This window comes from Bradyrhizobium sp. USDA 4506 (assembly GCF_054058795.1).
This window is the reverse complement of sequence record NZ_JBSSBM010000002.1, coordinates 2,219,854-2,242,512: the sequence shown is the minus strand read 5'-3', so window position 1 is coordinate 2,242,512 and position 22,659 is coordinate 2,219,854. Positions and strand designations below refer to the sequence as shown.

General features: G+C 65.6%; 25 protein-coding genes. 11 read left to right on the top strand and 14 right to left on the bottom strand.

Going from position 1 to position 22,659, the window contains the following annotated elements:
* Positions 1 to 65: 65 nt before the first annotated feature.
* Positions 66 to 1,007, top strand: coding sequence for a LysR family transcriptional regulator (locus ACVIHF_RS12575; protein ID WP_253608959.1), 942 nt, complete (start codon positions 66 to 68; stop codon positions 1,005 to 1,007).
* A gap of 48 nt (positions 1,008 to 1,055) precedes the next feature.
* On the opposite strand, the gene ACVIHF_RS12570 is transcribed toward ACVIHF_RS12575, so the two are convergent.
* The 5 genes from ACVIHF_RS12570 to ACVIHF_RS12550 all read right to left on the bottom strand — a co-directional run bounded on the left by ACVIHF_RS12570 (position 1,056) and on the right by ACVIHF_RS12550 (position 4,988).
* The gene (locus ACVIHF_RS12570; protein WP_092089840.1) at positions 1,056 to 1,760 is read right to left on the bottom strand and encodes a PA1136 family autoinducer-binding transcriptional regulator; all 705 of its coding nucleotides are present in this window, start codon (positions 1,758 to 1,760) and stop codon (positions 1,056 to 1,058) included.
* Positions 1,761 to 1,916: 156 nt separating this feature from the next.
* On the bottom strand, positions 1,917 to 2,792 hold the full coding sequence (gene hchA, locus ACVIHF_RS12565; RefSeq protein WP_456792156.1) for a glyoxalase III HchA: 876 nt from the start codon (positions 2,790 to 2,792) through the stop codon (positions 1,917 to 1,919).
* 100 nt (positions 2,793 to 2,892) lie between these two features.
* Positions 2,893 to 3,588, bottom strand: coding sequence for a GNAT family N-acetyltransferase (locus ACVIHF_RS12560; RefSeq protein WP_253608963.1), 696 nt, complete (start codon positions 3,586 to 3,588; stop codon positions 2,893 to 2,895).
* A gap of 108 nt (positions 3,589 to 3,696) precedes the next feature.
* Complete coding sequence (locus ACVIHF_RS12555) at positions 3,697 to 4,341, bottom strand: O-methyltransferase (protein WP_253608964.1); 645 nt, start codon at positions 4,339 to 4,341, stop codon at positions 3,697 to 3,699.
* Between the two features lie 26 nt (positions 4,342 to 4,367).
* On the bottom strand, positions 4,368 to 4,988 hold the full coding sequence (locus ACVIHF_RS12550; RefSeq protein WP_456780690.1) for a PadR family transcriptional regulator: 621 nt from the start codon (positions 4,986 to 4,988) through the stop codon (positions 4,368 to 4,370).
* A 203-nt stretch (positions 4,989 to 5,191) separates the two neighbouring features.
* Between ACVIHF_RS12550 and ACVIHF_RS12545 the strand changes: the two genes are divergently transcribed.
* The gene (locus tag ACVIHF_RS12545; RefSeq protein ID WP_253608966.1) at positions 5,192 to 5,545 is read left to right on the top strand and encodes an MmcQ/YjbR family DNA-binding protein; all 354 of its coding nucleotides are present in this window, start codon (positions 5,192 to 5,194) and stop codon (positions 5,543 to 5,545) included.
* A 21-nt stretch (positions 5,546 to 5,566) separates the two neighbouring features.
* Here ACVIHF_RS12545 and ACVIHF_RS12540 read toward each other — a convergent pair whose 3' ends face one another.
* Both ACVIHF_RS12540 and ACVIHF_RS12535 read right to left on the bottom strand, forming a co-directional pair.
* The gene (locus ACVIHF_RS12540; protein ID WP_456780691.1) at positions 5,567 to 6,133 is read right to left on the bottom strand and encodes a histidine phosphatase family protein; all 567 of its coding nucleotides are present in this window, start codon (positions 6,131 to 6,133) and stop codon (positions 5,567 to 5,569) included.
* A 90-nt stretch (positions 6,134 to 6,223) separates the two neighbouring features.
* Complete coding sequence (locus tag ACVIHF_RS12535; RefSeq protein WP_253608968.1) at positions 6,224 to 7,189, bottom strand: GlxA family transcriptional regulator; 966 nt, start codon at positions 7,187 to 7,189, stop codon at positions 6,224 to 6,226.
* Positions 7,190 to 7,394: 205 nt separating this feature from the next.
* On the opposite strand from ACVIHF_RS12535, the gene ACVIHF_RS12530 reads away from it, so the two are divergent.
* Entirely contained in the window at positions 7,395 to 8,036 is a 642-nt protein-coding gene (locus tag ACVIHF_RS12530; protein ID WP_253608969.1) for an HD domain-containing protein, read from the top strand.
* 7 nt (positions 8,037 to 8,043) lie between these two features.
* On the opposite strand, the gene ACVIHF_RS12525 is transcribed toward ACVIHF_RS12530, so the two are convergent.
* Positions 8,044 to 8,502 carry an SRPBCC family protein gene (locus ACVIHF_RS12525; protein WP_057019819.1) on the bottom strand — a complete coding sequence of 153 codons (459 nt, stop codon included), beginning with the start codon at positions 8,500 to 8,502 and terminating at the stop codon, positions 8,044 to 8,046.
* 77 nt (positions 8,503 to 8,579) lie between these two features.
* Here ACVIHF_RS12525 and ACVIHF_RS12520 point away from each other — a divergent pair, with 77 nt between their 5' ends.
* On the top strand, positions 8,580 to 9,671 hold the full coding sequence (locus ACVIHF_RS12520; protein WP_253608970.1) for an adenylate/guanylate cyclase domain-containing protein: 1,092 nt from the start codon (positions 8,580 to 8,582) through the stop codon (positions 9,669 to 9,671).
* A 5-nt stretch (positions 9,672 to 9,676) separates the two neighbouring features.
* Here the strand turns inward: ACVIHF_RS12520 and ACVIHF_RS12515 are convergent, their stop codons facing one another.
* Positions 9,677 to 9,925 carry a hypothetical protein gene (locus ACVIHF_RS12515; protein WP_051002888.1) on the bottom strand — a complete coding sequence of 83 codons (249 nt, stop codon included), beginning with the start codon at positions 9,923 to 9,925 and terminating at the stop codon, positions 9,677 to 9,679.
* A gap of 92 nt (positions 9,926 to 10,017) precedes the next feature.
* On the opposite strand from ACVIHF_RS12515, the gene ACVIHF_RS12510 reads away from it, so the two are divergent.
* Positions 10,018 to 11,238, top strand: coding sequence for a helix-turn-helix domain-containing protein (locus ACVIHF_RS12510; protein ID WP_456780692.1), 1,221 nt, complete (start codon positions 10,018 to 10,020; stop codon positions 11,236 to 11,238).
* 133 nt (positions 11,239 to 11,371) lie between these two features.
* Positions 11,372 to 12,019 (top strand): Vgb family protein, encoded by a 648-nt coding sequence (locus tag ACVIHF_RS12505; protein WP_253608972.1) that lies wholly within the window; start codon positions 11,372 to 11,374, stop codon positions 12,017 to 12,019.
* A gap of 28 nt (positions 12,020 to 12,047) precedes the next feature.
* On the opposite strand, the gene ACVIHF_RS12500 is transcribed toward ACVIHF_RS12505, so the two are convergent.
* The gene (locus ACVIHF_RS12500; protein WP_253608973.1) at positions 12,048 to 13,265 is read right to left on the bottom strand and encodes an MFS transporter; all 1,218 of its coding nucleotides are present in this window, start codon (positions 13,263 to 13,265) and stop codon (positions 12,048 to 12,050) included.
* Between the two features lie 135 nt (positions 13,266 to 13,400).
* Positions 13,401 to 14,567: an ABC transporter substrate-binding protein gene (locus tag ACVIHF_RS12495; protein ID WP_253608974.1), complete on the bottom strand. Its 1,167-nt coding sequence runs from the start codon at positions 14,565 to 14,567 to the stop codon at positions 13,401 to 13,403.
* Positions 14,568 to 14,780: 213 nt separating this feature from the next.
* On the opposite strand from ACVIHF_RS12495, the gene ACVIHF_RS12490 reads away from it, so the two are divergent.
* Positions 14,781 to 15,347: an AAA family ATPase gene (locus ACVIHF_RS12490; protein ID WP_456780693.1), complete on the top strand. Its 567-nt coding sequence runs from the start codon at positions 14,781 to 14,783 to the stop codon at positions 15,345 to 15,347.
* A gap of 8 nt (positions 15,348 to 15,355) precedes the next feature.
* Here ACVIHF_RS12490 and ACVIHF_RS12485 read toward each other — a convergent pair whose 3' ends face one another.
* Positions 15,356 to 15,907: a carboxymuconolactone decarboxylase family protein gene (locus ACVIHF_RS12485; RefSeq protein ID WP_057019813.1), complete on the bottom strand. Its 552-nt coding sequence runs from the start codon at positions 15,905 to 15,907 to the stop codon at positions 15,356 to 15,358.
* A gap of 136 nt (positions 15,908 to 16,043) precedes the next feature.
* The gene (bamA, locus tag ACVIHF_RS12480; protein WP_456792155.1) at positions 16,044 to 18,554 is read right to left on the bottom strand and encodes an outer membrane protein assembly factor BamA; all 2,511 of its coding nucleotides are present in this window, start codon (positions 18,552 to 18,554) and stop codon (positions 16,044 to 16,046) included.
* A gap of 284 nt (positions 18,555 to 18,838) precedes the next feature.
* Here bamA and ACVIHF_RS12475 point away from each other — a divergent pair, with 284 nt between their 5' ends.
* Together ACVIHF_RS12475 and ACVIHF_RS12470 are read left to right on the top strand one after the other, a co-directional pair.
* Positions 18,839 to 19,561, top strand: coding sequence for a response regulator (locus ACVIHF_RS12475; protein ID WP_253608978.1), 723 nt, complete (start codon positions 18,839 to 18,841; stop codon positions 19,559 to 19,561).
* Positions 19,558 to 20,901: an ATP-binding protein gene (locus tag ACVIHF_RS12470; RefSeq protein ID WP_253608979.1), complete on the top strand. Its 1,344-nt coding sequence runs from the start codon at positions 19,558 to 19,560 to the stop codon at positions 20,899 to 20,901. The genes ACVIHF_RS12475 and ACVIHF_RS12470 overlap by 4 nt, the downstream gene beginning before the upstream one ends.
* Positions 20,902 to 21,091: 190 nt before the next feature.
* On the opposite strand, the gene ACVIHF_RS12465 is transcribed toward ACVIHF_RS12470, so the two are convergent.
* Positions 21,092 to 21,559, bottom strand: coding sequence for a MarR family winged helix-turn-helix transcriptional regulator (locus tag ACVIHF_RS12465; protein ID WP_253608980.1), 468 nt, complete (start codon positions 21,557 to 21,559; stop codon positions 21,092 to 21,094).
* A gap of 146 nt (positions 21,560 to 21,705) precedes the next feature.
* Between ACVIHF_RS12465 and ACVIHF_RS12460 the strand changes: the two genes are divergently transcribed.
* Together ACVIHF_RS12460 and ACVIHF_RS12455 are read left to right on the top strand one after the other, a co-directional pair.
* Positions 21,706 to 22,107, top strand: coding sequence for an Ohr family peroxiredoxin (locus ACVIHF_RS12460; protein ID WP_253608981.1), 402 nt, complete (start codon positions 21,706 to 21,708; stop codon positions 22,105 to 22,107).
* A 96-nt stretch (positions 22,108 to 22,203) separates the two neighbouring features.
* On the top strand, positions 22,204 to 22,608 hold the full coding sequence (locus ACVIHF_RS12455) for a cupin domain-containing protein (RefSeq protein WP_456794087.1): 405 nt from the start codon (positions 22,204 to 22,206) through the stop codon (positions 22,606 to 22,608).
* Positions 22,609 to 22,659: the final 51 nt, after the last annotated feature.

The window sequence follows — 22,659 nt, the reverse complement described above, 5'->3', positions numbered from 1 at the left end:
ATAGCGTTTCCCGACCATCGACAGGAGTGATATGTTTTGCATCCGATTGATCGATTTCATAGATCATGCTCGACAACCTGACGCTCGATCAGATCCGCACCTTTGTCGCCATCGCCGAGCGCGGCAGCTTTCGCGCCGCCGCGGCCAAACTGGCGCGGGTGCAATCCGCGGTCAGCCATGCCATCGCCAACCTCGAAGCCGAACTCGGGCTGACGCTGTTCGACCGCTCCAGCCATCGCCCGGCGCTGACGGCCGAGGGCAAGGCACTGCTGGGCAACGCGCGCGACCTGCTGCTCCGTGTCGACGCGATGCGGGCGCGGGCACGCGGCCTGGGCGACGGGGTGGAATCGGAACTCTCGCTCGTCGTCGATACGCTGTTTCCGATCGCCGCCGTCGGCGCGGCGCTGACGGAAATGCGGGCGGCCTATCCGTCCGTCAGCGTGCGGCTCGCGGTCGAACCGATGGGCGGTCCGATCGCTGGCTTGACCGAACGGCGCAGCGCGCTCGCGGTTACGGTCAGCGAGGATTTTCGCGATCCCCGCCTCGCGCTCGATGCGATCTGCGCGGTGCAGATCGTCGCCGTTGCCTCCGCCGGCCATCCGCTCGCGCGCCGCGGCCGCAAGAGCGTGGCGGATCTCGCCGATCATCTGCAGATCGTGCTGTCGGATCCGACCCCGCTGTCGGAGGGCCGCAGCTTCGGCGTGCTCTCGCCGCAGATCTGCCGGGTGAGCAATCAGGACACTAAGCACGCCATGATCCTGGCCGGGCTCGGCTGGGGCCGGCTGCCGCTCTGGCAGGTGGCGCGCGACCTGAAGGAGCGCCGCCTGGTGCGGGTCGAAACCGGCGCGCTCGGCCGCAACGCCGCGCTTGCGATGGAGGCCTATCTCGCCCACCGGCTCGACGAACCGCTGGGACCTGCGGCACGTGCATTTGCCGATGCATTGACGCGGATCGCTGCGGGCACGCATGCGCCGAAGATCAGGGCGAAGACGGCGAAGAAACACTGAGCCGCAGCGATCGCTCGCCCGGCCCTGTGGCGGCCGACCGCAAGCGCCTCAGTCCTCGATCTCACCGCTGCGGATCGCAAGCCGGATGGCCTGCGCTGTCGTGGCGACGCCGAGCCGAAGCCGCGCACGCCGCAAATGGTTCTCGACCGTGCGTTCGGACAGGCCGAGCGATGCCGCGATGTCGGCCTGGCGTCGTCCCGCCGAAATCCAGCGCAACACCTCGCGCTCCCGCGGCGACAGGCTCGACGCACCGTTCGGCTCGTGCGCTTCCATCAGCCCGCGGGCGGCGCGGAAGGCCGCCGCGCCGATCATCGTCAGCGCCGCACGCGTCCGCGGCGACGCATCGATCCGCGTTCCGGCGAAGCTCATCGCGCCTTCGAGGCCGGTGCGCCCGAACACCGGAACCTGCAGCCCATGGAAACCGGGCCCGCGCGGCGTGCGCACCACGCGATACTTCTCGCCGCGCGCCGACATCACCTTGGTCCAAAAAAACGCCTGGTCCACATTGAGGAAATTGCGCGTCACCGGACAATGCCGGACATAGGTCTCGGCATCGACGGTCACGCCTTTGCCGAACCAGTCGCCTTCGACCCAATAGATCCGGTCAACCAGGTCCTCACGTGCCGGCGACGCCGAGAACATCACGAACCGGTCGTAGCCGAGCGGCACGCTCGCGGACCGCACCGCCGCCTGGATCGCGGGCAAGCTCTCGCTGCCCTCGATCGCAACCACGGCTTCGATGTAGCGGTCCATGCGGTGCCATCGTGTCGTGCGGAAGGCCGGTCGCGCGCGGCCGAGCGCGTTGAGGATTTTCCCTCAAGCGAGGTCGGCCTGCAAGGCGCGCGACATTGGCGCGCCGCCGGCGGCGCGGCGAGATTCGCGCCGCCCGGGGGTTAAGCCGCCGCCCGCTCAGCGCCCGCCGAGCGTATCGAGCAGAGCCTGTGCGGCTGCCTTGCCGACATTATTGGCGGCGAAGGGGCTGTCACCGGTGATCAGCTTGCGATCCTGATGGGTCTTGCCGGTGATGTCCTTGTTCAGGATCTCAACCCCGAGCGCCTGCAACTGTTCGCCGAACGCCCAGGTCAGCGCGCCCGGCATGTAGCCGATATCGGGCGTGGTCCGATCGATGGCGTCGGGAAATGCGCAGATCTTGTAGCCCTTGAAGGGATAGTCGCCCTTGGCTTCGCCGACCGCGGACGCCAGCAGCGCCGCCGGGCCATGGCAAAGCGAGATGATGTGCTTGTCGTTGTCGAGAGCCCATTTCAGGGCGGCCTTCACGTCGGTGCTTTCGGGCAAGCCGATCAGCGCACCATGGCCGCCGGGAATGAACACCGCGATGTAATCGGAATCCTTGCCGAGTTTTTTTTCGATCACGTCGGAGAGCTTCAGCGGCTGCTTCAGCCTGGCGAGATATTTCTGGTAGATGCTCTTGACCGCGTCGTCCTCCTTCGGAAACGCCCAGAGCTCGAATTTGACCGGATTGCCCGACACGGTCGCGATATCGAATTCGAAGCCCGCCTTGTCGAGGTGATACATCGGCAACAAGGTCTCGACGGGATGGTTGCCGGTCGAGAACATCGTGCCGTTCTGCAACAGCAGATAGCGCTCGTCCGCGGCGATCATCAGAATTTTCCAGCGGCCGCCTCTGTAGGCGTTGGGATAGTCAGCGCCGGAGAGATCCGACTTGGCCGAGGTGAATTGCCCAAGCGAGTAAGGCGACGGAAAGAAAGCATTGTTCTCCGCCGGATCGGGTACGGGACGCTTGTCCTGGGATTGCTCGGACATCGAGATATCCTCTCTCATCGTGTTGCGATCCGGCAAAGGTAAGCACGAGATCCGCGATGAGGAATGAGGGATTTCCCTCAACCCACTTTCCCGGGCATCCCTATCCCTGTTTCTGCAACACCGTGATGTGCAGGCGGCGGCGGATCTCCATGCCCTGGCGGCGATAGAGCGCGATCGCCGAGACGTTGCTGGTGAAGACGTGCAGGAATGGAATTTCGCCACGCGCCACGATCTGGCGGGCGACCGCCGACAGCAACGCCTGCGCGTAGCCACGGCCGCGATGCTCCGGATGCACGCAGACGGCGGTCATCTCGGTGTAGTTCCCCGGCTTCATCCGTTCGCCGGTCATCGCGACCAGTTCGCCATTGATGCGGATGCCGAGAAAGCTGCCGAGCTCATGCGTCCGCACACTAAACGGGCCGGGCTTTGTCAGCTCCGTCAACGCCATCATCGCAGGAACATCGGTAGCGCCGAGCGTGACGATCTCGACGCCGGGCGCAGAATGGTCCGCGGGCACGCCGATCATCTGCTCGCCGGTCTCGGCCAGCAGCACCTTGAACTGCGGCGGCACCGGGACAGGATCAGGCGTGAACAGCACCGCGATGTCAGGTCCCGACAGTAGCGCACCGAGCGCGGCAAAGCTCCTTGGCGACATGTCGACCATGTCGGCGAAGGGTGCGATCGCGAGCGGAAAGCGCCTTGCATCGGCGCCGCCTTCCGCCAGCTCGCGTTGTCTCGTGGTCAGCGCGCTCCAGATCGGGCGATCGAGCGGATGATTGGGCGGGACTTCGGACATGCGGCGCTTCGCTCCTGATTTTTTTGGAGCAGAGCAAGAAGCGCAGGCAAAATCCAGCATGGCGTGTTGTGGTTGTGGCTCACAATCACGCCAGCAGGTGAAACCCCGCTACGCCACCTTCAGGCAGAGCTCGGTGCCACCTTTGAGCGGCAGCGTGATCGACACGAAGCCGTTGTCGGGACCGCGCACGAACTCCAGGAAATCCGCCTCGGCATTGTCGTTCATGACGTAGCCGCCGACGCGCAGTTGCGGCGCGACGATCTCGACCACCTGGCGCGCCAGCGTCGGCCCCTTGTCGCCCGGCCAGCCGTCGATCAGGATGAAGTCAACGGGACCACCGAGATCGCGCAGCGTCTTGCGCGCATCGCCCTCGCGGATGTCGGCGTAGTCGGCAAGGCCGGCCTCCGCAAGATTGCGCTTCGCCGCTGCGACCTTGGCCGGAACGATCTCCGACCCGATCACGGTGCCGCCGCCATTGTCGCGCATCGCGGCGGCGAAATAGAGCGTCGACATTCCGACCGAGGTCGCGAACTCGGCGACGCGCTGGGCGCGCAGGCCGCGGCACAACAGATAGATCAGCTCGCCCTGCTCCGGGTGGATCGAGAATCCCTGCTCGGCATAGTCGTGCGGGTCGCGGCTGCCGCTCTGCGTCGGATTGCCCCTCACGGGCGCCCGGCGGGTGGCCTGCAGGCGCTCGATGACGGCGGTGACGCGGGCATCACGGATCGCGCTGTGCGGTTCGGCGTTGTACATGAAAGGTCTCCTTTGCTGCGACGGCGTCATTGCTGCAGGATCTCAGCGGCCGCGCGGTCGAGGATCTTTGCGATCCGCCGCGCCTCCGCGGCATCGCAGCCGCGCTTCTGGCGCAGCGCGCTCTTCAGCGCGTGACGGGCGCGGTGCACCTCGTCGGACGCCTCGCCGTCGAGATCGCTCACGCCGGCGAAGGCTTCGCGCACCTCCTCCATGCGGCGGCCGATCCGCGACAGCGCCTCGAGGATGGTATCCGCGGTCGTGCGGTTCTCGCCGAGATACGCCCTGCCCTGCTCGGTGATGCTGTAGAGTTTGCGTGCCGCGTCCTGGGTGACGCTGGCATTGCCGATCTCCTCGAGGAATGTCAGCGCCGGATAGATCACGCCCGGGCTCGGGCTGTAGAAGCCGTCCGACCGCTCCTCGATCCTCTTGATCAACTCGTAGCCGTGCGCCGGCTGCTCGCCGAGCAGCGCCAGGATGACCAGTTGCAGATCCTGCGACGAAAGCCGCCGCGATCCCGGAAAATCACCGCCGCCACCCCGCCCGAAGAAGCCATGGCCGCCGCGGCCGAAGCGATGGCCGCCCCGGCCGTGCCGGCCAATGGCGAAGAACCCAAACCGGAAGCCGTCATCGTCCCGGTCGCGAAACATCGATCGTCTCATTTGCTCATTTCTTACTAAAAACATATCTTACGATATATCTACAGATGGAAAGGCGACAACCCACATTTTCGTGAGATTTCCGAAATGGGCGGCGACCAGAGCTGGCCAAGGATGGCCGGCTCGGCCCCGGGGGCTTGTCGACCCTCGCGCGGCTGGCCTATGGCTTTGAACGCCTTCCAGCCCTGCGACTCATGCGCCCCAAGACCTTCGAAGCCCATTGTCTGCGCCTGCCCGCCGCCACCAAGGTGGTGCAATGGGAAGGCACGTCGGTGTTCAAGGTCGGCGGCAAGATGTTCGCGCTGGCCGGCGGCTACATCGAGAGCACCGGCGGCTTCATGTTCAAGACCTCGAACATGGCCTACCAGCTGCTGATCGAGCAGGGCTTGGCGCGGCCCGCGCCATATCTGGCGCGCGCCACATGGGTGCAACTGGTGAGGAACGACTCCCTGCCCGACGCTGAGCTCAAGGCCTATCTCGGCCAGGCGCATGCGCTGATCGTCGAAAAGTTGACGCGGAAGTCGCGCAAGGCGCTCGGGCTCGACTGATCGGCCAAGCTGCGACGCTATTCAGCCACCCAGCGGCTTGTCGGAATCGCCCGACAGCAATTTCGGAAACAGCTCCTTGAAGGCGAACTTGTCGTCGCCCTTGGCGCGGTCGAAGCGCAGCACGACGTCGAACCGGCTGCCCTCCCATTTGGTCGGCGGGGTGCCCTTGCTGACCGGGATCAGCGGAAGGATATCGGAGATGATCGCCTTGTGCTCCCAGCACAGCAGCACGACGCCCTTCAGCGCCAGCACCGCAGGCACCAGCCTCGGCTCATCGCCCTTGCCAAAGCTTTCGTTCGGGGTCAGGCCGCGCCGTGCGGCAAGCGCCGAGATCGTCTCGGCCGGACGGCTCGACGGCGGCTGATTGGCCGTGGTGCCCGGTGTCGCGGCATAGATTGCATCGGGCTTGGCATAGTCACCGCCGGTGAGATCGGTGCCGAACAACGCGGTCCACGCGCCCGCACGCTCCCACCCACGGAGCACAAGCGAGTCAGTGTCGGAGACGCCATCCGCGGTGAAACCGGGTCCCGGCCAGGAATCGCCCGGCTTCTCGGCATGACGGATGATGAAGAGCGTGAGCGCGTCCATGGGCGGCCTTTCGGGAGAAGATGTGTGGCAGGATCCGGCGTCGGTGACGTCGATCCTATCCCCGTTACAGCCTCCGGTTGACGAACCGCATCACAGTTTGCGAAAACTAGCGCGGTACTGCGCCGGCGACACGCCGAGCCGCTCGCTGAACACGATCCGCATCCGGTCGGCCGAACCGAAGCCGCAGTCGAACGCAACCGCCTTCAGCGGCCGGTCTGAGCCCTCGAGCAGCCGGCGCGCGGCGTCGACCCGCGCCCGCTCGACGAATTCATGCGGCGTGATTCCGGTCTCCTGCAAAAAGGCGCGGCCGAAATTGCGCACGCTCATGCCGACGGCTTCCGCCAGCGACTGCAGCGTGTGGCGATCGCCGACATGCTGCATGACATGCGCCTGCGCGCGCGCAATCGGCGAATCCTCATCGACCGGCGCGGTGAGATAGGGACTGAACTGCGACTGCCCGCCCTGGCGCTGCGCCACCACGACCAGCCGCTTGGCCACCGCGACCGCAACCTGCGGCCCGTGCCGCTCGGCGACCAGCGCGAGCCCGAGATCGATCCCCGCGGTCACGCCGGCCGAGGTCATCAGATGCCCATCGCGAATGTAGATGCGATCGAAGATTACCTCGGCTGCCGGAAAGCGCGCCGCCAGCCGCTGCGCGTTCTGCCAATGCGTCGTCACCTTGTGGCCGTCGAGCAGCCCGGCATGGCCGAGCGCGAAGGCGCCGGTGCAGATCGAACCATAGAGCTCGGCGCGCGCGGGCGCCCCGCGCAGCCACTGTGTCAGTTCGGGATCCGGCGCGGCGTCGGGCAATGCCGGCCCGCCCGCCACCAGCAGGATATCGAACTTCTCCTGTGCCTCGGCGAAGCTGAGATCGGCCGATATCTTCATGCCGTTCGACGCGCGCAGCGGTTCGCAGCCGGCGCCGACCAGCACCGTCTCATAGCCATTCCCCGCGGGCACAAAGCCGTTCGTTTCTGCGAACACGTCGACGGGACCCGCGACATCGAGCGCCTGAACCCCTTCGTGAATCGCGATCGCGACTCTCTGAATCGCCATACCTTCTCCCTGCCCGCTGGCGCGAAACGACGTCTGGTTGGCCCGATCCGGCGGCGCGCGATCGTTGCGGGATCGGGCCCAAACGGGCGACAAGCACGCCACGGATCGCGCCATCCGGCGATCCGCACACACCGCAGAGACGAGCGCCGGGCTCGCGTGTTCGCACGCCACGGCATCGTCTTGCCATATCGAGGAGCGTCTTGAAATGACCGAGATCATCGCCGGCATCCGCGTACCCGACAGCGCGATGGCCCGCGCCGCCACCCAGCTGGTGCGCGATACCGAGGACGACCTGCTCTACAATCACAGCCGCCGCGTGTTCTTCTGGGGCGCGCTGACCGGCAACCGCCGCAAGCTGAAATTCGATCCCGAACTGCTCTATATCGGCGCCATGTTTCACGACATGGGCCTCACCGCTGCTCACGCGAGCCCCGATCTGCGCTTCGAAGTCGACGGCGCCAACGCCGCGCGCGACTTTCTCAAGGGCTATGGCATTCCGGAGCGTGACATCGAGGATGTCTGGACCTCAATCGCCCTGCACACCACGCCTGGCGTCCCCGAGCATATGCGTCCGACCATTGCGCTGGTCACCGCCGGCGTCGAGATGGACGTGCTCGGCATCGCCTACGACGAATTCTCGCACGAGCACCGCGACCATGTCTGCGCGCACCATCCGCGCGAGGCGAACTTCAAGGAGAACATCATCGATCATTTCGCCGCCGGCACCATCAGGAAGCCGCTGACCACCTTCGGCAACGTCAAGGCCGACGTGCTGGCGCTGAAGGACATGAACTATACCAGGATGAACTTCTGCTCGATCATCCTCGGCTCGAAATGGCCGACATGACGCGACGTCAATGGCGGTTGGCGGGACCGTGGTCGGGGCCGGGATCCCGACCGGCGGCCGCGTGGGAGAGCCGGCCCATGTAATGCGCCCAACCCTTGTCGTGGCTCTCGCACTGCGCGGCGTTCGGCAGGCCGCTATGGGTCATGCGGAGCAGCGTGCCGTTGTCCTGCTCCATCAGGTCGATCTCGATCAGGCTCGATCCCGGCGGCACTTCCTCGCTGCCCTCCCAGCCGAAGCTGTAGGCCAGACGATGCACCGGCACGACCTCGCGGAACGCACCGCGCGCGGCGCGGCTGCGATCGCTGCCGAGCCCCTTGAGGAAGTAGAGGCCCCCGGGATGCGTCTCGGTCGCGGCTTCGAGCCCCATCCAGCTCACGATCTTCTGCGGATCGGTCAGAAAGGCGAACACGGTTGCAGCCGGGGCTGCGATCTGGATCTCGCGTTGAACGATGAAGGCTTCAGTCATCGATCCATGCTCCATTGACAGTCGGTGCTCAGGGATAATTCGTGACAAGAGTGGTGCGTCAACCCCATGATGGCGTAATGCAATTGTCCTCGACGTTGAGCTGGCTGGTCGACGCCGCCGCCGAGACCGCGGGCGCCAACCGGTTGTTGGCGGACCTCGGTAGCCACCTTATCACGGATGGCCTGCCGCTTGCCGGCGGCGCTCTGACGCTTGAGGTTCCGCACCCCCTGATTGCAAGACGAACCTGGCTGTGGCGTGCCGACAATGGCGAGGTCATCGAAGCGCTCGGATTCGCACCGGAACAACCTTTTGCGATGCCCGATATGGTGGGATCCGGCGACGCCGGCCGGCGCTGGCTCGGAACTCTCGCGCCCGGCCCGATCCACGAGGGCACGATTGGAACGCGGCCGGATGGCCCGACCCTCGGCTGGATCGGGACACGCGCGTTCACACCTGCCGAGGCGGATCAATTGCGCGAGGCGGCGCGGTTCACGGCCGCGCCGCTCGCCGCGCTCGCGGCGCGCGCGACACTGACGGCGGCGCTGGAGGCCTATCTCGGCCGGCGCAGCGCGGCGCGCGTGCTGGCATCGCCATTGCGGCGCAATACCGGCGAAACCATCCGGGCGGCACTGCTGTTTGCCGACCTTCGCGGCTTCACCTCGCTGTCGGAAAGCCATCCGCCTGCCGAGGTGATCGCGGCGCTCGATGCCTGGTTCGACCGCATCGCCGGCGCCATCCACGCCTTCGGCGGCGAGGTGCTGAAATTCATCGGCGACGGCCTGCTTGCGATCTTTCCGGTCACGACCAGCGCGCGCAGCGCATCCGAGGCGGCATTGCGCGCGGTGTCGGCGGCGCGCGTCGGCATGGCCCATCTCGATGCAGAGCGACGCAAGCAGGGCTTGCCGCCGTTGCCATTCGGCGCGGCGCTGCATCTCGGCGAGGTGCACTGGGGCAATATCGGCGCCGCCGACCGCCTCGACTTCACCGCGATCGGTGCCGCGGTCAATCTGGTGAGCCGGCTCGAAGGGCTGTGCAAGCCGCTGGAGCAGACCGTGCTGGTTTCGGGCGCCCTCGCCGCCGAGACCGAGACGCCGCTGGTCGCGCTCGGCAGTCATGAATTGCGCGGCATTGCGCGGCCATGCGCGGTCTTCACTTTGCCGGAGGGGTGAGCCGATCATCTGAACAGGCGCAGCCACGGCGCCAGATGAAATGCGCTCATCAGCGCGTACATCGGGACCATACCCTGCAATGACAGCGGTCCCTGCATCGCGCCGCAGATCATGTCGGCCGGCGCCATCGCGGCAATCAGCGCCATCACGGCGAAGGTCGGCGCCGCCGCCAGCGACAGAAAGCGCGCCACGATGGGCCCGCGTCCACTGAGCCGCCCCCTCACCCAATCTTCTCGTGTTTCAATACCGGCCATCGTTCGATCTCTCTGGAGATGATCCATGTCGTCATGTGCTAGGTTAGGACCGAGCCTCGGAGGGTGAGAGTGACAAGTGTGTCGGGATTCGAATGGACTCGCTGATAACGGCTGCGGCGCGCGCGCTCGCGGCGGGTGATCCCCTCGGCGCACTGAAACGGGTGGCCCTGCGCGACGATGCGCCGGCGCTGGCGCTGCGCGGCATCGCGATGGCCCGGCTCGGCGATTTCGTCCGCGCCAAGGAGCTGTTGCGGCGCGCAGGACGCGCCTTCGGCCCGCGCGAAGCGGTCGCGCGGGCGCGCTGCGTGGTGGCGGAGGCCGAGATCGCGCTGGTGTCGCGCGACCTTTCCTTTCCCGGCAAGAGCCTCGCCGCGGCGCGCGCAACGCTCGCAGCACGAGGCGATGCACTCAATGCCGCCCATGCCGGCTATCTCGAAATCCGCCGCCTGCTGCTGATCGGGAGCCTCGATGCGGCCGAGCGCATGCTTGATGGCCTCGACCCAGCACCGTTTCCGCCGGCGCTGCGGGTCGGCCATGAACTGGTCGTCGCCGGAATCGCGATGCGGCGGTTGCGGACCAAGCCGGCACGCGAAGCGCTGGCCCGCGCGAGGGAAGCCGCGCGCCGCGCCGGCATCGCCGAGCTCGCGGCCGAGGTCGAGAGCACCGCGCGCATGCTCGCCACACCCGCGGCGCGCCTGATTGCGCGCGGCAGCGAGCAGCCGCTGCTGCTCGAGGAGGTCGAAGCGCTGATGGCGTCGAAGGCGCTCGTCGTCGATGCCTGCCGCTATGTCGTGCGCGATATCGGCACGACGGTCTCGCTGACCCGACGGCCGGTGCTGTTCGCGCTCGCCCGCGCGCTGGGCGAAGCGTGGCCGCAGGACGTGTCCCGCGGCACGCTGATCGCGCGGGCGTTTCGCGGCAAGCACGCCGATGAATCACACCGGGCGCGGCTGCGGGTCGAGATCGGACGGCTGCGCCGGGCGCTGCGGCCGCTGGCCGATCTCAGCGCGACACCGGACGGCTTTGTGCTCCAGCCGCATGGCCGGCGCGAGGTGACCGTGCTGGCGCTGCCGGTCGAGGAGGAGCATGCCGCGGTGCTGGCTTTTCTCGCCGACGGCGAGGCCTGGTCGAGCTCGGCGCTGTCGGTCGCACTGGGGGCGAGCCAGCGCACCGTGCAGCGCGCGCTCGACGCGCTGGCCGCCACCGGTAAGGTGCAGTCGGTCGGCCGTGCCCGCGCCCGGCGCTGGATGACGCCGCCGGTGCCTGGATTCACGACGACGTTGTTACTCCCTGCCCCGCTGCCGAACGGCTAGCATCAGGACACAATTGGAAGCGTTTTCGAGCGAAGCGGATACCGGTTCGCGTGAAGAAAACGCGTCAAAACAGGATTCTGGAGCCTCGATTCTGATTCAATCAGAATTGAAGCTCCAGGCGACGGGAGCGCACATGAAAAAGGCCACGGCCGAGATCATCCGGGAATACGGCCCCTTCGACGGCGTCGAGAACGTCGGCGGCGTCAGCTTCGACGGCGAGCAGGTCTGGTTCGCGGCCGGCGATCGCCTGGTCGCCTTCGATCCCGACAGCGGCAACACCACCCGCACCCTCGATATCGCGGCTCATGCCGGCACCGCCTTCGACGGCAAGCACCTCTATCAGATCGCCGAGGACCGCATTCTGAAGATCGAGCCGAACAGCGGGCGCGTGATATCCACCATCCCCTCACCCGGCGGCGGCCGCGACTCGGGCCTCGCCTGGGCGGAGGGCTCGCTGTGGGTCGGCCAGTATCGCGACCGCACCATCGTTCAGATCGATCCGGAAACCGGCAAGGTTCTGCGCACCATCGAAAGCAACCGGTTCGTCACCGGCGTCTCCTGGGTCGATGGCGAACTCTGGCACGGCACCTGGGAAGGCGATGAAAGCGACGTGCGGCGGATCGACCCGCAGACCGGCGAAATCATGGAAAAGCTGGAGATGCCGCAGGGCGTGTTCGTCTCTGGCCTCGAGTCCGACGGCGCCGACCGCTTCTTCTGCGGCAGCGGTTCCGCCAACAACAAGGTGCGTGCCATCCGGCGACCGAAGCGCAGCCGCGCGTGAAGTGGATCGCTTCACGCGCGCACCGGCCTCATGCCGGCGCCGGCACCGCGGTGGGCCGCGCCGCCGGCATCGGGCGGAACGTCATCATGATCAGGAACGCGCCGATGCCGACCGCCCAGGAGCCGACATAGAGCCACGTGTAGCTCGCGAAGGTGTCGTAGATCAGCCCACCGGCGAGCGGTCCGGTCGCCATGCCGAGGCTGCCGGCCATCGCGGTGCCGCCGATCACCGTACCCATCATCCGCAGCGGAAAATTCTCGCGGATCAGCACGGAATACAGCGGCATGGTGCCGGCATAGATGAAGCCGAAGATCGCCGCGACCGCGTAGAATGCGGCGAGCTCGCGCACGAAGACGTAGCCGAGCGCGCCGAACGCCTGCGCCAGCAATCCGAGCACCAGCACGCGCTTGGCGCCGAAGCGGTCGCCGAGCAGGCCGAAGGCGATGCGGCCGCCCATCCCGGCGAGCCCTTCGACGCTGTAGATCGTCACCGCAGCAACCATCGGAATGCCGCAGGTGACCGCGTAACTCACGGTATGGATGATCGGGCCCGAATGGGTGGCGCAGCAGAAGAAATTGGTCGCGATCAGGATGATGAATTGCGGCGAGCGCAGCGCCTGCGCCAGCGACATCGGCGGTTCGCCGTTTTCGGAGATCGCTTCAGCGTGGTCGCCCTGCAGCGCCGGCGGGCGGCGCACCAGGAACGAGACCGGGATCATGATCGCGCCGACCACGCCCGAGACGATCAGCATCGCGGTGCGCCAGTCGTGGTGGGAGATCAGCCAGGCCGCAAGCGGCGACATCGTCATCGGCGCCATGCCCATGCCGGCCGACACCAGCGAAACGGCGAGGCTTCGATGGGTGTCGAACCAGCCGGTGACGCAGGCCATCATCGGCGCGAAGATCGCCGCCGTTGCCGCGCCGACCACCGCGCCGAACACGAACTGAAAGGCCAGCAGCGATGTTGTCTGGCTGGCCAGCGCGAGGCTTGCCGCCAGCACGACCGATCCGGTCAGCACCACCGGAAGCGGCCCGAAGCGGTCGGACAGCGTGCCCCAGATCATGCTGGTGAAGGCCATCGCGAGAAAGCCGATCGTCATCGCGCTGGAAATGCCGGTCACCGACCAGCCGGTCTCGCGCGCCATGGGCTGGAGGAACACCGGCAGCGAGAACATGCCGCCGATCGCGACACAGCCGAGCAGGCCGCCGGCCGCGACGATCACCCAGCGATAGGTCGAATTGCTCATTCCGGAACTCCCGTTCAGCTCATTCTGGCTGGAAGACGAGCGGGAGGACGCGAAACCGACAGCTGACGAGCGCGCCAGCTCACTTTTTTGCGAGCATCGCGGGCTCGAGCGCCGCTACCGAAATATTCCTCCTGGTCAGCGGCCAGCGGGACTGCACCCCGGCTCCGGCGCGATCTCGCCGAGTGCTCGCACCTGCACGAGTTCCGAACCCTGCGTCCTGGCAATGAACATGTTCATCGCCGCGTGATGATCCTGACCGAGCGCGACAGGGCCGGTCGGCGACGGAATGGCGAGGCCCGCCATCGCGTCGATGATCGCCTCCTTGTCGAGCTTGCCGGCCCTCTCGGCCGCCGCCTTGAGTGCGATCAGCGTGTTGTAATGCGTCATCACATAGTTCGACATCGCGACACCCGGCTCTGCGGCGGCGCGCGCCTTCGCCACGAACGCCTTGACGGCCGGATCCTCGCTCGCCGCGACCGCCGGCACCACTGTGACCATGTTCTGGCCCTTGCCGCGGAAGATGCCGAGGTCGACCTCGGACAGTCCGAGGAATGCCACGGTGATGTCCTTTAGCAATCCGGCCTCGTCGGCCTGCCGGATGAAATCCATCCCGTCGCCCTTCAGCGCGAACAACAGCACCTTGGCCTTGCTCGCCGCGACCTCCTTGATCAGCGGTGAAAAGTCGGTCTCCGTCCCCAGCGTGTATTTGGTCGCGACCACCTTGCCGCCGAGCTTCTCGATCAAGGGCTGCGCGATGTCGAACATCTGGTGCGGCCAGACCCGGTCGGCGCCGAGCAGGAAGTACGTGTTGCCGAAGGCTTGCGTCATGTAGGGCAGCAGCTGGCCGAGCTCCTGGTTCGGCACCGCGCCGAACGAAAACAGATAGCGGCTGCATTTGCCGCCCTCGTAATTGGTGGCATAGAGCAGCGGCGTCTTCGAGCTCTCGGCAAGCGGCACCAGCGCATTCAGGTTGCGCGAGGTGATCGGACCGACCACCGCCAGCACGCCGTCCTTGTCGACCAGCGAACGCATGGCGTCAGTGGCCGCCTCCGGCCGCGTCTTGTCGTCGGCATAGATGATTTCGACCGGCCGGCCGAGAATGCCGCCGGCCGCGTTGATGTCCTTGGCGGCGAGATCGAGCCCCAGCCGCGCCTGCTGGCCGTAGAGCTCGACACCGCCGGAAAATGGCAGCACCGCGCCGACGCGGATCGGTTCGCCGGATTCCGCGGCGCGCGAAGGCTGAAGCAGCGCACCGCAGAGCAGAAGCGCGAGCGTCGTGCAGATGATCGAGCGTGATGCCATATGTGTCGTCCCTTCAAGCTTGATACAACCATGCTTGATCGAGGTTATCGGCGTGGCACTGAAGAATTCGTCAAGCGCCCCCCATTTGCGTCACATTCGAGGCTATGCTCACTCCGCGCGTCGAGACATTTCCGCGCGCCTTCTTCCCCAAAATTTCTGGCCTATCCGGCAACCCGCATCCGCGGAGTGCCGGCCCACGCCTTGTCATGATCGATGAAAGGACACCCTTTGCAAAACCGCTTCGTCCTGATCTCCGGCTGCTCCGGCGCCGGAAAATCGACGCTGCTGGCCGATCTGCGTGCGCGCGGCTATCCGGTCGTCGAGGAGCCCGGCCGCCGTATCATCGCCCATGAGCTCGCGTCCGGCGGCAAGGCGCTGCCGTGGGTCGATGCGGCAGCATTCCTGCATCGCGCCATTGACGTCGCACTGAAAGATATGGAGATGGCCAAAGCCCATTCCGGATGGGTGTTCTTCGATCGCGGCCTCGTCGACGCGGCGTCGGCGCTCCAGGCGTTGACAGGCGAGCCGGTGCTGCACCCGAATTGCTCCATCCATCGCTACCACGGTCGTGTGTTCATGACGCCGCCATGGCCTGAGATTTACGTTACCGATTCGGAGCGGCGGCACGGCTTCGAAGCAGCCACGGCGGAGCATCGGCGGCTGATGGAGACGCTTCCGACGCTCGGCTACGACGTCATCAGCCTGCCGAAGCTATCGCCATCCGCGCGGGCCGATTTCGTGCTGGCGACGCTCGGCGGCGGCGTCCTACCTAAGGCCTGATCAGGCCGTCATTCCGCGGCCTCACGCTGCGGAACGCCCTGCTCGACATCGAGCTGCAAGATGTCGTTGAAGCGATTGAACGCGCCGCACAGCGCGATCCGCCATGTCAGCTCGACGATCTGCGCTTCCGAGAAATGTTCGCGCAGCCGTGCGAATATCTCGTCGCGGGTCTTGTTCCAGTTGTTGGTTACGGCGATCGCATATTCGACCACGAGCTTGTCGAGCGCATCGAGCTCGGGATGATCCTGATAGTCGAGCAGCCGTTCGGCGCCCGCTTCCGAAACTCCCTGGATCGCGAGCTTCGGCGCATGGTGCGACACGCAATAATCGCACTTGTTGAGCAGCGACACCGTCACCAGCGCGAGCTCGAGATGCCGCTTCGAGACCACCGCCTCGTCGGCGAGATCGACCAGCAGCGACCACATGTGCTTGAAGATCGGCGGGCGCTGCGCCATGACGCCGGCCTGGTTCTCGAACGCGCCATAGGTGGTCATCTTGTCCCACAGCGGCTTGAGCTCGCTCGGCAGGTCGTTCCTGGTCTTGATTGACACGCGTGACATGGATTGCCTCGGATCGGAAATTGAACCAATGCAGCCTGCCCCGCTTCGCCTGATACCGCAAGCCGCAGGGCGGCATGGCAGGCGTCACGCTGGCCGCAATCCGCGGCGCGGTCCGGCAAGCGGAGCGACTGTCGGTTCAGAACGACGTCCCGCCTCCGAACCGGAACTCCTGCACGATGTCGTACTTGCCCTTCGTGATCGGCACGGCGTAATCGAACCGCAGCGGGCCGAACGGCGAGGCCCAGATCAGGCCGACACCGACCGAGGTTCGCACCACGTTCCCATCGTCGTATTGAAGGCCGCATTTGCAAGCAGCCGTATTCACCTCGCCGGTTGCGGCCCACGACGTCGGGCCTTGATAACCCCAGAGCGAGCCGGCGTCCGCATAGACGGCCCCCTTCAGCCCAACCTCGGAGGGCAGGAACCAGAACGGCATCTGCAGCTCCATCGACGCGCCCCAATATTTGGTGCCGCCGAGCGCGTCTCCGACTGCGCCAAGGCTCGCATAGGTGATGTCGCGCGGGCCGATGCCGTTGGTGGCAAAGCCGCGCACCAGGTTCGGCCCCATCTGGAAATGGTCCAGCATGCGCAGATCATTGTCGCCGACCTTGGTGAGCAGGCCGCCCTGCAGGTGGATCAGTCCGATCAGGTCGGACACCAGCGGCGTGTAGTATTTCGCGTCGACCGCGCTCTTCAGATATGTCACGTCGCCGCCGACGCCGGCAAAGTCCTGCTTGAAGTCGATCAGCAGGCCGTCGGTCGGGTTCTTGTTGTTGTCGAGGGTGTTGTAGCTCAGGGTGTAGCCGATCTGCGAGGTCCAGGTCGCCCCTGCGGCCAGCTCCTTGCGCACCGGCAAGGTGGATTCTCCGTCGCCATAGCAGCCATACCCATAGAGCCCTGACGAGACCGAGTTCGTGGGATCGACGCCGCCAAGCACACTCTGGATGTAGGCAGGCGTCGGATTGAACGCGAGCGACGGGTTGGACGGATTGTTGTTGCAGTTCGCGTAGGCGCTATCGAGCGAGATTTCCTGCTGATAGAGCGAGTATCGCAACTGGAGGGTCAGGTCTTCGCGCAAGGCCAGGCCGAGCCGCGGCGAGAACCCGATCGTCTTCACGCCATAGGTCGTGTAGTCCGTCGGCAATTGCTCCTTGTAATACGCATCGAGCCCGAGCGCGACGCGATAGTCGAGCAAATACGGTTCGACAAAGGACAACGACAGGCCGCGCGAGTACTGGCCGTAGCTGACCGTTGCCTTGGCAAACAGGCCACGGCCGAGCAGATTTCGCTCCGAGATGCTGACCTCGGCGAGCGCGCCGTCCGTCGTGGAATAACCGCCAGACACGGAGAAGTCGCCGGTCGACTTTTCCTCCAGGTTGACGATCAGAACGACGCGATCGCTCGTCGAGCCGGGCTCGGTGGTGATCTTGACCGTCTTGAAATAGTCGAGATTCTTCAGCCGCCGCTCGGCGCGATCGACCAGCGCACGGTTATATGCATCGTCCTCGGAGAGATCGAACTCGCGCCGGATCACGTAGTCTCGGGTGCGGCCGTTGCCGCGAATGTCGATCCGCTCGATATAGGTGCGCGGCCCCTCCTCCACGCGAAACATGATCCCCACCGTGTGGGCCTCGAAATTCCGGGCGCCGTCCGGACGAACCACCGCGAAGGCGTAACCGCGGCGCGACGCCTCGATCTGCATGTCCTCGACCGATTTCTCGACCGCCTCGACATTGTAGAGCGAGCCTTCGCCGACGCGCGACAATGAACGCAGCGTCGTCGGATCGAAGCCCGCAATGTTCGAACGGAAACCGACCGTCGCAACGCGGTACTGCTGCCCCTCATCGATCTTGAACGTCACCTGAAAGCCCTTGCGCGCCGGATCATACTCGGCGAGCGCTGCCACGACCTGGACGTCCGCGTAGCCGTGCTTCAGATAGAAGCGGCGGATCAGGTCACGATCGGCCTCGACCCGATCCGGGTCATAGATGTCGGCGTTGCCGAGAAAGCTCAGGAAGTTCGTCTCATGGGTCTTGATCACGTCCTTCAGGCGCACCGCCGAAAAACTGTTGTTGCCCATGAACTCGATGGTCTTAATGCCGGTCTTCGCTCCCTCATCGACGGTGAAGACGAGATCGACGCGGTTGTTCGAGCGTTCGATGATCTCCGGCGTGACGTGCACGTCGTAGCGGCCTGAGCGCCGATAAATCTCGGCGATCCGCAGTGCATCCGACTGCACCATCGACCGCGACAGGGTGCCCCGCGGCTTGGACTGCATTTCGGCCGAGAGCTGCTCGTCCTTGATCTTTTTGTTGCCCTCGAACACGACGCGGTCGATCACCGGATTCTCGATCACGGAAACGACGATCCTGCCGCCCGCCTGATTGATCTTGACGTCCAGGAACAACCCCGTCCCGACCAGCTCCTTGAGCCCGTCGTCGATGGCAGCCTGATCGAGATGGCCGCCAGGTCCGGACCTGAAATAGGAGCGGATGGTCTCCGCCTCTACTCTCCGGTTGCCTTCCACCGTGATCGCGTCAACCGATTGGGCCGCCGCCGGAGTCAACAATGGCCATATCACGGGCGTCCCCGGGATCGAAAACCCCGACAGCACGATCGCCGCGACAAAGCCCCGCCACGTCTTCATTCCACACCTCGCGAACAACAAGCTCGTTGTGACGGGATGGTGATGGCTGCGGTGTGGCTGCCGGATTGCGGGATTATTTCCAGTGGTTTGGGACTGTGAGCGCGATGCGACGCGGCCAGCATCGCGGATTGCTTTGGGCTGCGAGCGACGCTTACAGTTCAGAAACATTATGCTTACGAAAAGGCGCAATGCCGCCCACAAGCGACGCGTATGCTGGTCAATTGGTGGCTGAGCGCGCTGGAACGCGCGCCAATGACGTTATGATGAGGACCCAGTCGCGGATCATGCTTGCACACACTCCGAAGATCCTGATCGTCGAGGACGATCTGCCGACCAGAGACTTGATCGCCCGCTACCTGCGCGACCAATCCTGCCTGGTGGCCACGGCCTCGAACGGCAGGGAAATGGATCGTTACCTTGCCGGGCATTCGCTCGATCTCGTCGTCCTCGATCTGATGCTGCCCGGAGAGGATGGACTGACCCTGTGTCGCCGCCTGCGCGGCGACTCGACGATCCCGATCATCATGCTCACGGCAAAGGGCGAAGACCTCGACCGGATCCTCGGGCTCGAGATGGGCGCGGATGATTATCTCGCCAAACCGTTCAATCCGCGCGAGCTGCTGGCGCGGATCAACGCGGTGCTGCGCCGCCAGGCCCAGGCCGGCCTTGCCGGGCGCTCGGGCCAGAGCGCCGCCCGCCTGCGCTTCCAGGACTGGACCATCGATCTTCGCCTGCGCGAATTGCGCGATCCCGACGGCGCCCAGGTCCCGTTGACCAGCGCGGAGTTCGACCTGCTGCAGGTGTTCTGCGAGCGGCCCGGCCGGATCCTGACGCGGGATGGCCTCTTGACCATGACGCGCAGCCGGCCGGCCAGTCCGTTCGGGCGCAGCATCGACGTCTTGGTCAGCCGGCTTCGCCGCAAGCTCGATACGAGCGAAGGATCGTCGGTGATCCGGACGGTGCGCACCGGCGGCTACATCTTCACGCCGCATGTGGAGGACGCATGAGCGGGACCCGCAGGATTGCCGCGCTTTTCAGCTTCCACCGGATCAGTGGCCAGATCGCCGCGCTGATCCTGCTTTCTCTGGTGCTCATCCATGCGCTGATCGGGCTTTATTTCGTCAGCCAGAAGCCGAGATCGTTCGCGGACAGGCCGATCCATCAGTTCCAGCTGGTTGCCAAGCTTCTGGCCGAGGCCCCTGCGGCCGATCGCGCAACGCTGTTGCGCGCGGCCGATCGAGCCTTTCCTCGCCTGCACCTCACATTGCGCGACGCAGGTCCGGGCTCGTCTGACGGTGCTTCGTCAGAGCCGCCCGGCGTCGACGATATCGACGAGTTTTCCTCGAAGACCGCGCCGGCGGCGGCTCGGTTGCCGGACGGAGTCCTGTTCGAAGCGACGATCGGCCCGACGAAAATGCCGCCGTTCTTCGGCGGATTCTGGGTCAGCACGTTCCTGTTCCTGTTCGTCAGCGTCACGCTGCTCGGCGTGTGGGCCGGCCGCGCGCTCAGCGCGCCGCTGTCCGCGTTCGCCCGCGCCGCCGAGAATTTCAGCATCAGCCAGGCGGACGCGCCGCTGCCGGAGACCGGCCCGGAGGAAATCCGCGCCGCAGCGGTCGCGCTCAATCGTATGCGCGAACGCATCACCACCTTGATGAATGACCGCACGCGCATGCTCGCCGCCATCAGTCACGACCTGCGCACACCGATCACCCGGCTGCGGCTCAGGTCCGAATATATCGAAAACGATGCCCAGCGTGCGGAGACCCTGCACGACCTCGACCAGATGCAGGCCATGCTGGAATCCGTGCTGTCATTCCTGAGCGGCGGCAGCGCGGCGAAGCCGACGCTTGTGAACGTCGCTGCGCTGCTGCAGACGATCTGCGAGCAATTCTCCGATTGCGGTCATGTCGTGCGCTACGAGGGCCCGACCAGGGCTTCGCTCCTGATCCGCCCGAGCGAGATCAGCCGCACCGTGACCAACCTGGTGGAGAACGCCCTGAGGTTCGGCAGCGAAGTCGATATCCGGCTGACCGCGTCAACCGATAGGGTCACTATCGATGTCTCGGACGACGGTCCGGGGATTCCAGAGCACCGCCGGGCCGAAATGCTGAAGCCGTTCGTCCGCGGCGACGAGGCCCGCACCATGGACGAGAAAAGCGGCTTCGGACTTGGTCTTTCGATCGCTCAGGCCATGGTGTGCGGGCATGGCGGCGAGCTGTCGCTGCACGACAACACGCAGCACGGCCTTCTTGTCCGCATCAAATTGCCGGGGCCCGTGCACCTCGGATCGGATCGAAGCGGGACGAGCGCGTCGCGACCCGTACTTCCTGAGCTCGTGTCCGGTTAAAGCAAGATTCAGAATCGCTTGCCCCTGCCACCCGGCCGCTTTTGATCAGACCCGGACTGCCGGCGTGACGCGGCAATCGCCGTTCTCCTCCGCGTCATCCCTGAAGCGGCGCGGAGTTGTCGGTCGCGCCGTGGCGAAAATGCGGAAGGGCGCGGCGCGGATACAGCGCGTTACAATCTGGCCCGCAGGATCAGCCCTTCTTCGGATCGGTGCGCGTGTTGCGCAGCAGATTGTCGCGCAGCCTCGCGACGGTCTTCTGCACGACGGGAAATTCGTCTCCGAGCCCGGTGGCTTCGACCAGGGACACATTGATGTCCTTGTCGAGCAGGCGCCGGCCCGCCGCCGTCAGGCTCACCCGAACCTGCCGCTCATCGGCGGGATCTCTGACGCGGCTGATATAGCCGCTCTGCTCGAGCTTCTTGAGGATCGGCGTCAGCGTGTTGGATTCCAGAAACAGCTTCTCGCCGAGCGCGCTGACGGTCTGCTCGTCCTCTTCCGACAGCGCCACCATGGCGATGTATTGGGTGTAGGTCAGGCCGACCGCATCCAGGATCGGCTTGTAGGCGCGGCCGAAGGCCAGATTGGCCGAATAGACCGCAAAGCACAGAAAATTCGAGAGTTTTCGGCCCTTGGTCTCGGCCTTGGAGGTGCGGGTCACGGACGTCTCCGGAGTTTGTGATGTCGCAGTCCATATAAATCGCATCCGATTAAATCGGAAGTGCTTGACACGATCAAGCCTGAAGCCTATTTCGACGCGCACACGATTAGATCGGATACGATCTATATTCACCAAAGGAGCTCGCCATGACCACCAATGCAAAGGTTCTCGTCACCGGAAAGACCCACGTCACCGCCGGCCCGAACGGCGCCGCCCGCTCGCGCGACGGCTTCCTCGACGTCAAGCTGCCGCAGCCGCACCCCGCCGCGGAAAACCTGTTCGCGGCCGCCTGGTCGGCCTGCTACATCGGCGCGATCCAGCTCGCCGCCGGTCAGCGCAAGGTCAAGCTCGCGAGCGAGCCCGAAGTCGACGCCGAGATCGATCTGAACCAGGCCGGCAGCGCCTTCTTCCTGAGCGCCCGCCTCAACGTCCACGTCCCCGGCGTCGAGCGCGAGGTCGCGCAGGAGCTGATCGAAGCCGCGCACGGCATCTGCCCCTACTCCAAGGCGGTCCACGGCAACATCGATGTCACGACCACCCTCGTCTGAAACGAGCACATGACGATCTCCGACGCGGGCCGGCCGCTTGCCGGCTCGCGGTCGGGCAAGTCCAGAAGACTGGAGTTCAAGATGACCAGCAAGCTGATGAAGGCAACGCGCCTGCTCGCAAGGACGGCCTTGTTCAACGCAAGCCTCCTGACCATACCGAGCGCACAGGCGCAGCAACCGACTGGTTTCACGCGAACCGACCTGCAGCGCCACGACCTCAGCGTCGGCGGGCATGAAGCCGTGCAGGTGCGGGTCGACATCGCGCCGGGCAAGGCCTTCGGCCGCCACACGCATCCGGGCGAAGAAATCATCTACGTGCTCGCCGGCACCCTCGAATACGACGTCGACGGCAGGCCGCCGGCGAGGCTGAAGGCCGGCGACGTGCTGTTCATTCCCGCCGGCACGGTCCATGCGGCGAGGAATGTCGGCGACGTCACCGCCAGCGAGCTTGCGACTTACATCGTCGAGAAGGACAAGCCGCTGCTGACCCTCGTGAAGTGACCGGTACCGCCTACCCGCCCCGGCGCCTGGGCAGGCACGGCGACATCGTGT

What these genes read in the sequence shown, in the direction of transcription:
- ACVIHF_RS12495 (WP_253608974.1), bottom strand. Translation starts at nt 14,567, where the DNA reads ATGGCATCACGCTCGATCATCTGCACGACGCTCGCGCTTCTGCTCTGC.
- ACVIHF_RS12505 (WP_253608972.1), top strand. Translation starts at nt 11,372, where the DNA reads ATGAAAAAGGCCACGGCCGAGATCATCCGGGAATACGGCCCCTTCGAC.
- ACVIHF_RS12520 (WP_253608970.1), top strand. Translation starts at nt 8,580, where the DNA reads ATGCAATTGTCCTCGACGTTGAGCTGGCTGGTCGACGCCGCCGCCGAG.
- ACVIHF_RS12540 (WP_456780691.1), bottom strand. Translation starts at nt 6,133, where the DNA reads ATGGACGCGCTCACGCTCTTCATCATCCGTCATGCCGAGAAGCCGGGC.
- ACVIHF_RS12570 (WP_092089840.1), bottom strand. Translation starts at nt 1,760, where the DNA reads ATGGACCGCTACATCGAAGCCGTGGTTGCGATCGAGGGCAGCGAGAGC.
- ACVIHF_RS12575 (WP_253608959.1), top strand. Translation starts at nt 66, where the DNA reads ATGCTCGACAACCTGACGCTCGATCAGATCCGCACCTTTGTCGCCATC.
- ACVIHF_RS12460 (WP_253608981.1), top strand. Translation starts at nt 21,706, where the DNA reads ATGACCACCAATGCAAAGGTTCTCGTCACCGGAAAGACCCACGTCACC.
- ACVIHF_RS12470 (WP_253608979.1), top strand. Translation starts at nt 19,558, where the DNA reads ATGAGCGGGACCCGCAGGATTGCCGCGCTTTTCAGCTTCCACCGGATC.
- ACVIHF_RS12545 (WP_253608966.1), top strand. Translation starts at nt 5,192, where the DNA reads ATGCGCCCCAAGACCTTCGAAGCCCATTGTCTGCGCCTGCCCGCCGCC.
- ACVIHF_RS12475 (WP_253608978.1), top strand. Translation starts at nt 18,839, where the DNA reads ATGCTTGCACACACTCCGAAGATCCTGATCGTCGAGGACGATCTGCCG.
- ACVIHF_RS12515 (WP_051002888.1), bottom strand. Translation starts at nt 9,925, where the DNA reads ATGGCCGGTATTGAAACACGAGAAGATTGGGTGAGGGGGCGGCTCAGT.
- ACVIHF_RS12525 (WP_057019819.1), bottom strand. Translation starts at nt 8,502, where the DNA reads ATGACTGAAGCCTTCATCGTTCAACGCGAGATCCAGATCGCAGCCCCG.
- ACVIHF_RS12500 (WP_253608973.1), bottom strand. Translation starts at nt 13,265, where the DNA reads ATGAGCAATTCGACCTATCGCTGGGTGATCGTCGCGGCCGGCGGCCTG.
- bamA (WP_456792155.1), bottom strand. Translation starts at nt 18,554, where the DNA reads ATGAAGACGTGGCGGGGCTTTGTCGCGGCGATCGTGCTGTCGGGGTTT.
- ACVIHF_RS12555 (WP_253608964.1), bottom strand. Translation starts at nt 4,341, where the DNA reads ATGTACAACGCCGAACCGCACAGCGCGATCCGTGATGCCCGCGTCACC.
- ACVIHF_RS12455 (WP_456794087.1), top strand. Translation starts at nt 22,204, where the DNA reads ATGAAGGCAACGCGCCTGCTCGCAAGGACGGCCTTGTTCAACGCAAGC.
- ACVIHF_RS12490 (WP_456780693.1), top strand. Translation starts at nt 14,781, where the DNA reads ATGAAAGGACACCCTTTGCAAAACCGCTTCGTCCTGATCTCCGGCTGC.
- ACVIHF_RS12550 (WP_456780690.1), bottom strand. Translation starts at nt 4,988, where the DNA reads ATGTTTCGCGACCGGGACGATGACGGCTTCCGGTTTGGGTTCTTCGCC.
- ACVIHF_RS12560 (WP_253608963.1), bottom strand. Translation starts at nt 3,588, where the DNA reads ATGTCCGAAGTCCCGCCCAATCATCCGCTCGATCGCCCGATCTGGAGC.
- ACVIHF_RS12485 (WP_057019813.1), bottom strand. Translation starts at nt 15,907, where the DNA reads ATGTCACGCGTGTCAATCAAGACCAGGAACGACCTGCCGAGCGAGCTC.
- ACVIHF_RS12510 (WP_456780692.1), top strand. Translation starts at nt 10,018, where the DNA reads ATGGACTCGCTGATAACGGCTGCGGCGCGCGCGCTCGCGGCGGGTGAT.
- ACVIHF_RS12530 (WP_253608969.1), top strand. Translation starts at nt 7,395, where the DNA reads ATGACCGAGATCATCGCCGGCATCCGCGTACCCGACAGCGCGATGGCC.
- hchA (WP_456792156.1), bottom strand. Translation starts at nt 2,792, where the DNA reads ATGTCCGAGCAATCCCAGGACAAGCGTCCCGTACCCGATCCGGCGGAG.
- ACVIHF_RS12535 (WP_253608968.1), bottom strand. Translation starts at nt 7,189, where the DNA reads ATGGCGATTCAGAGAGTCGCGATCGCGATTCACGAAGGGGTTCAGGCG.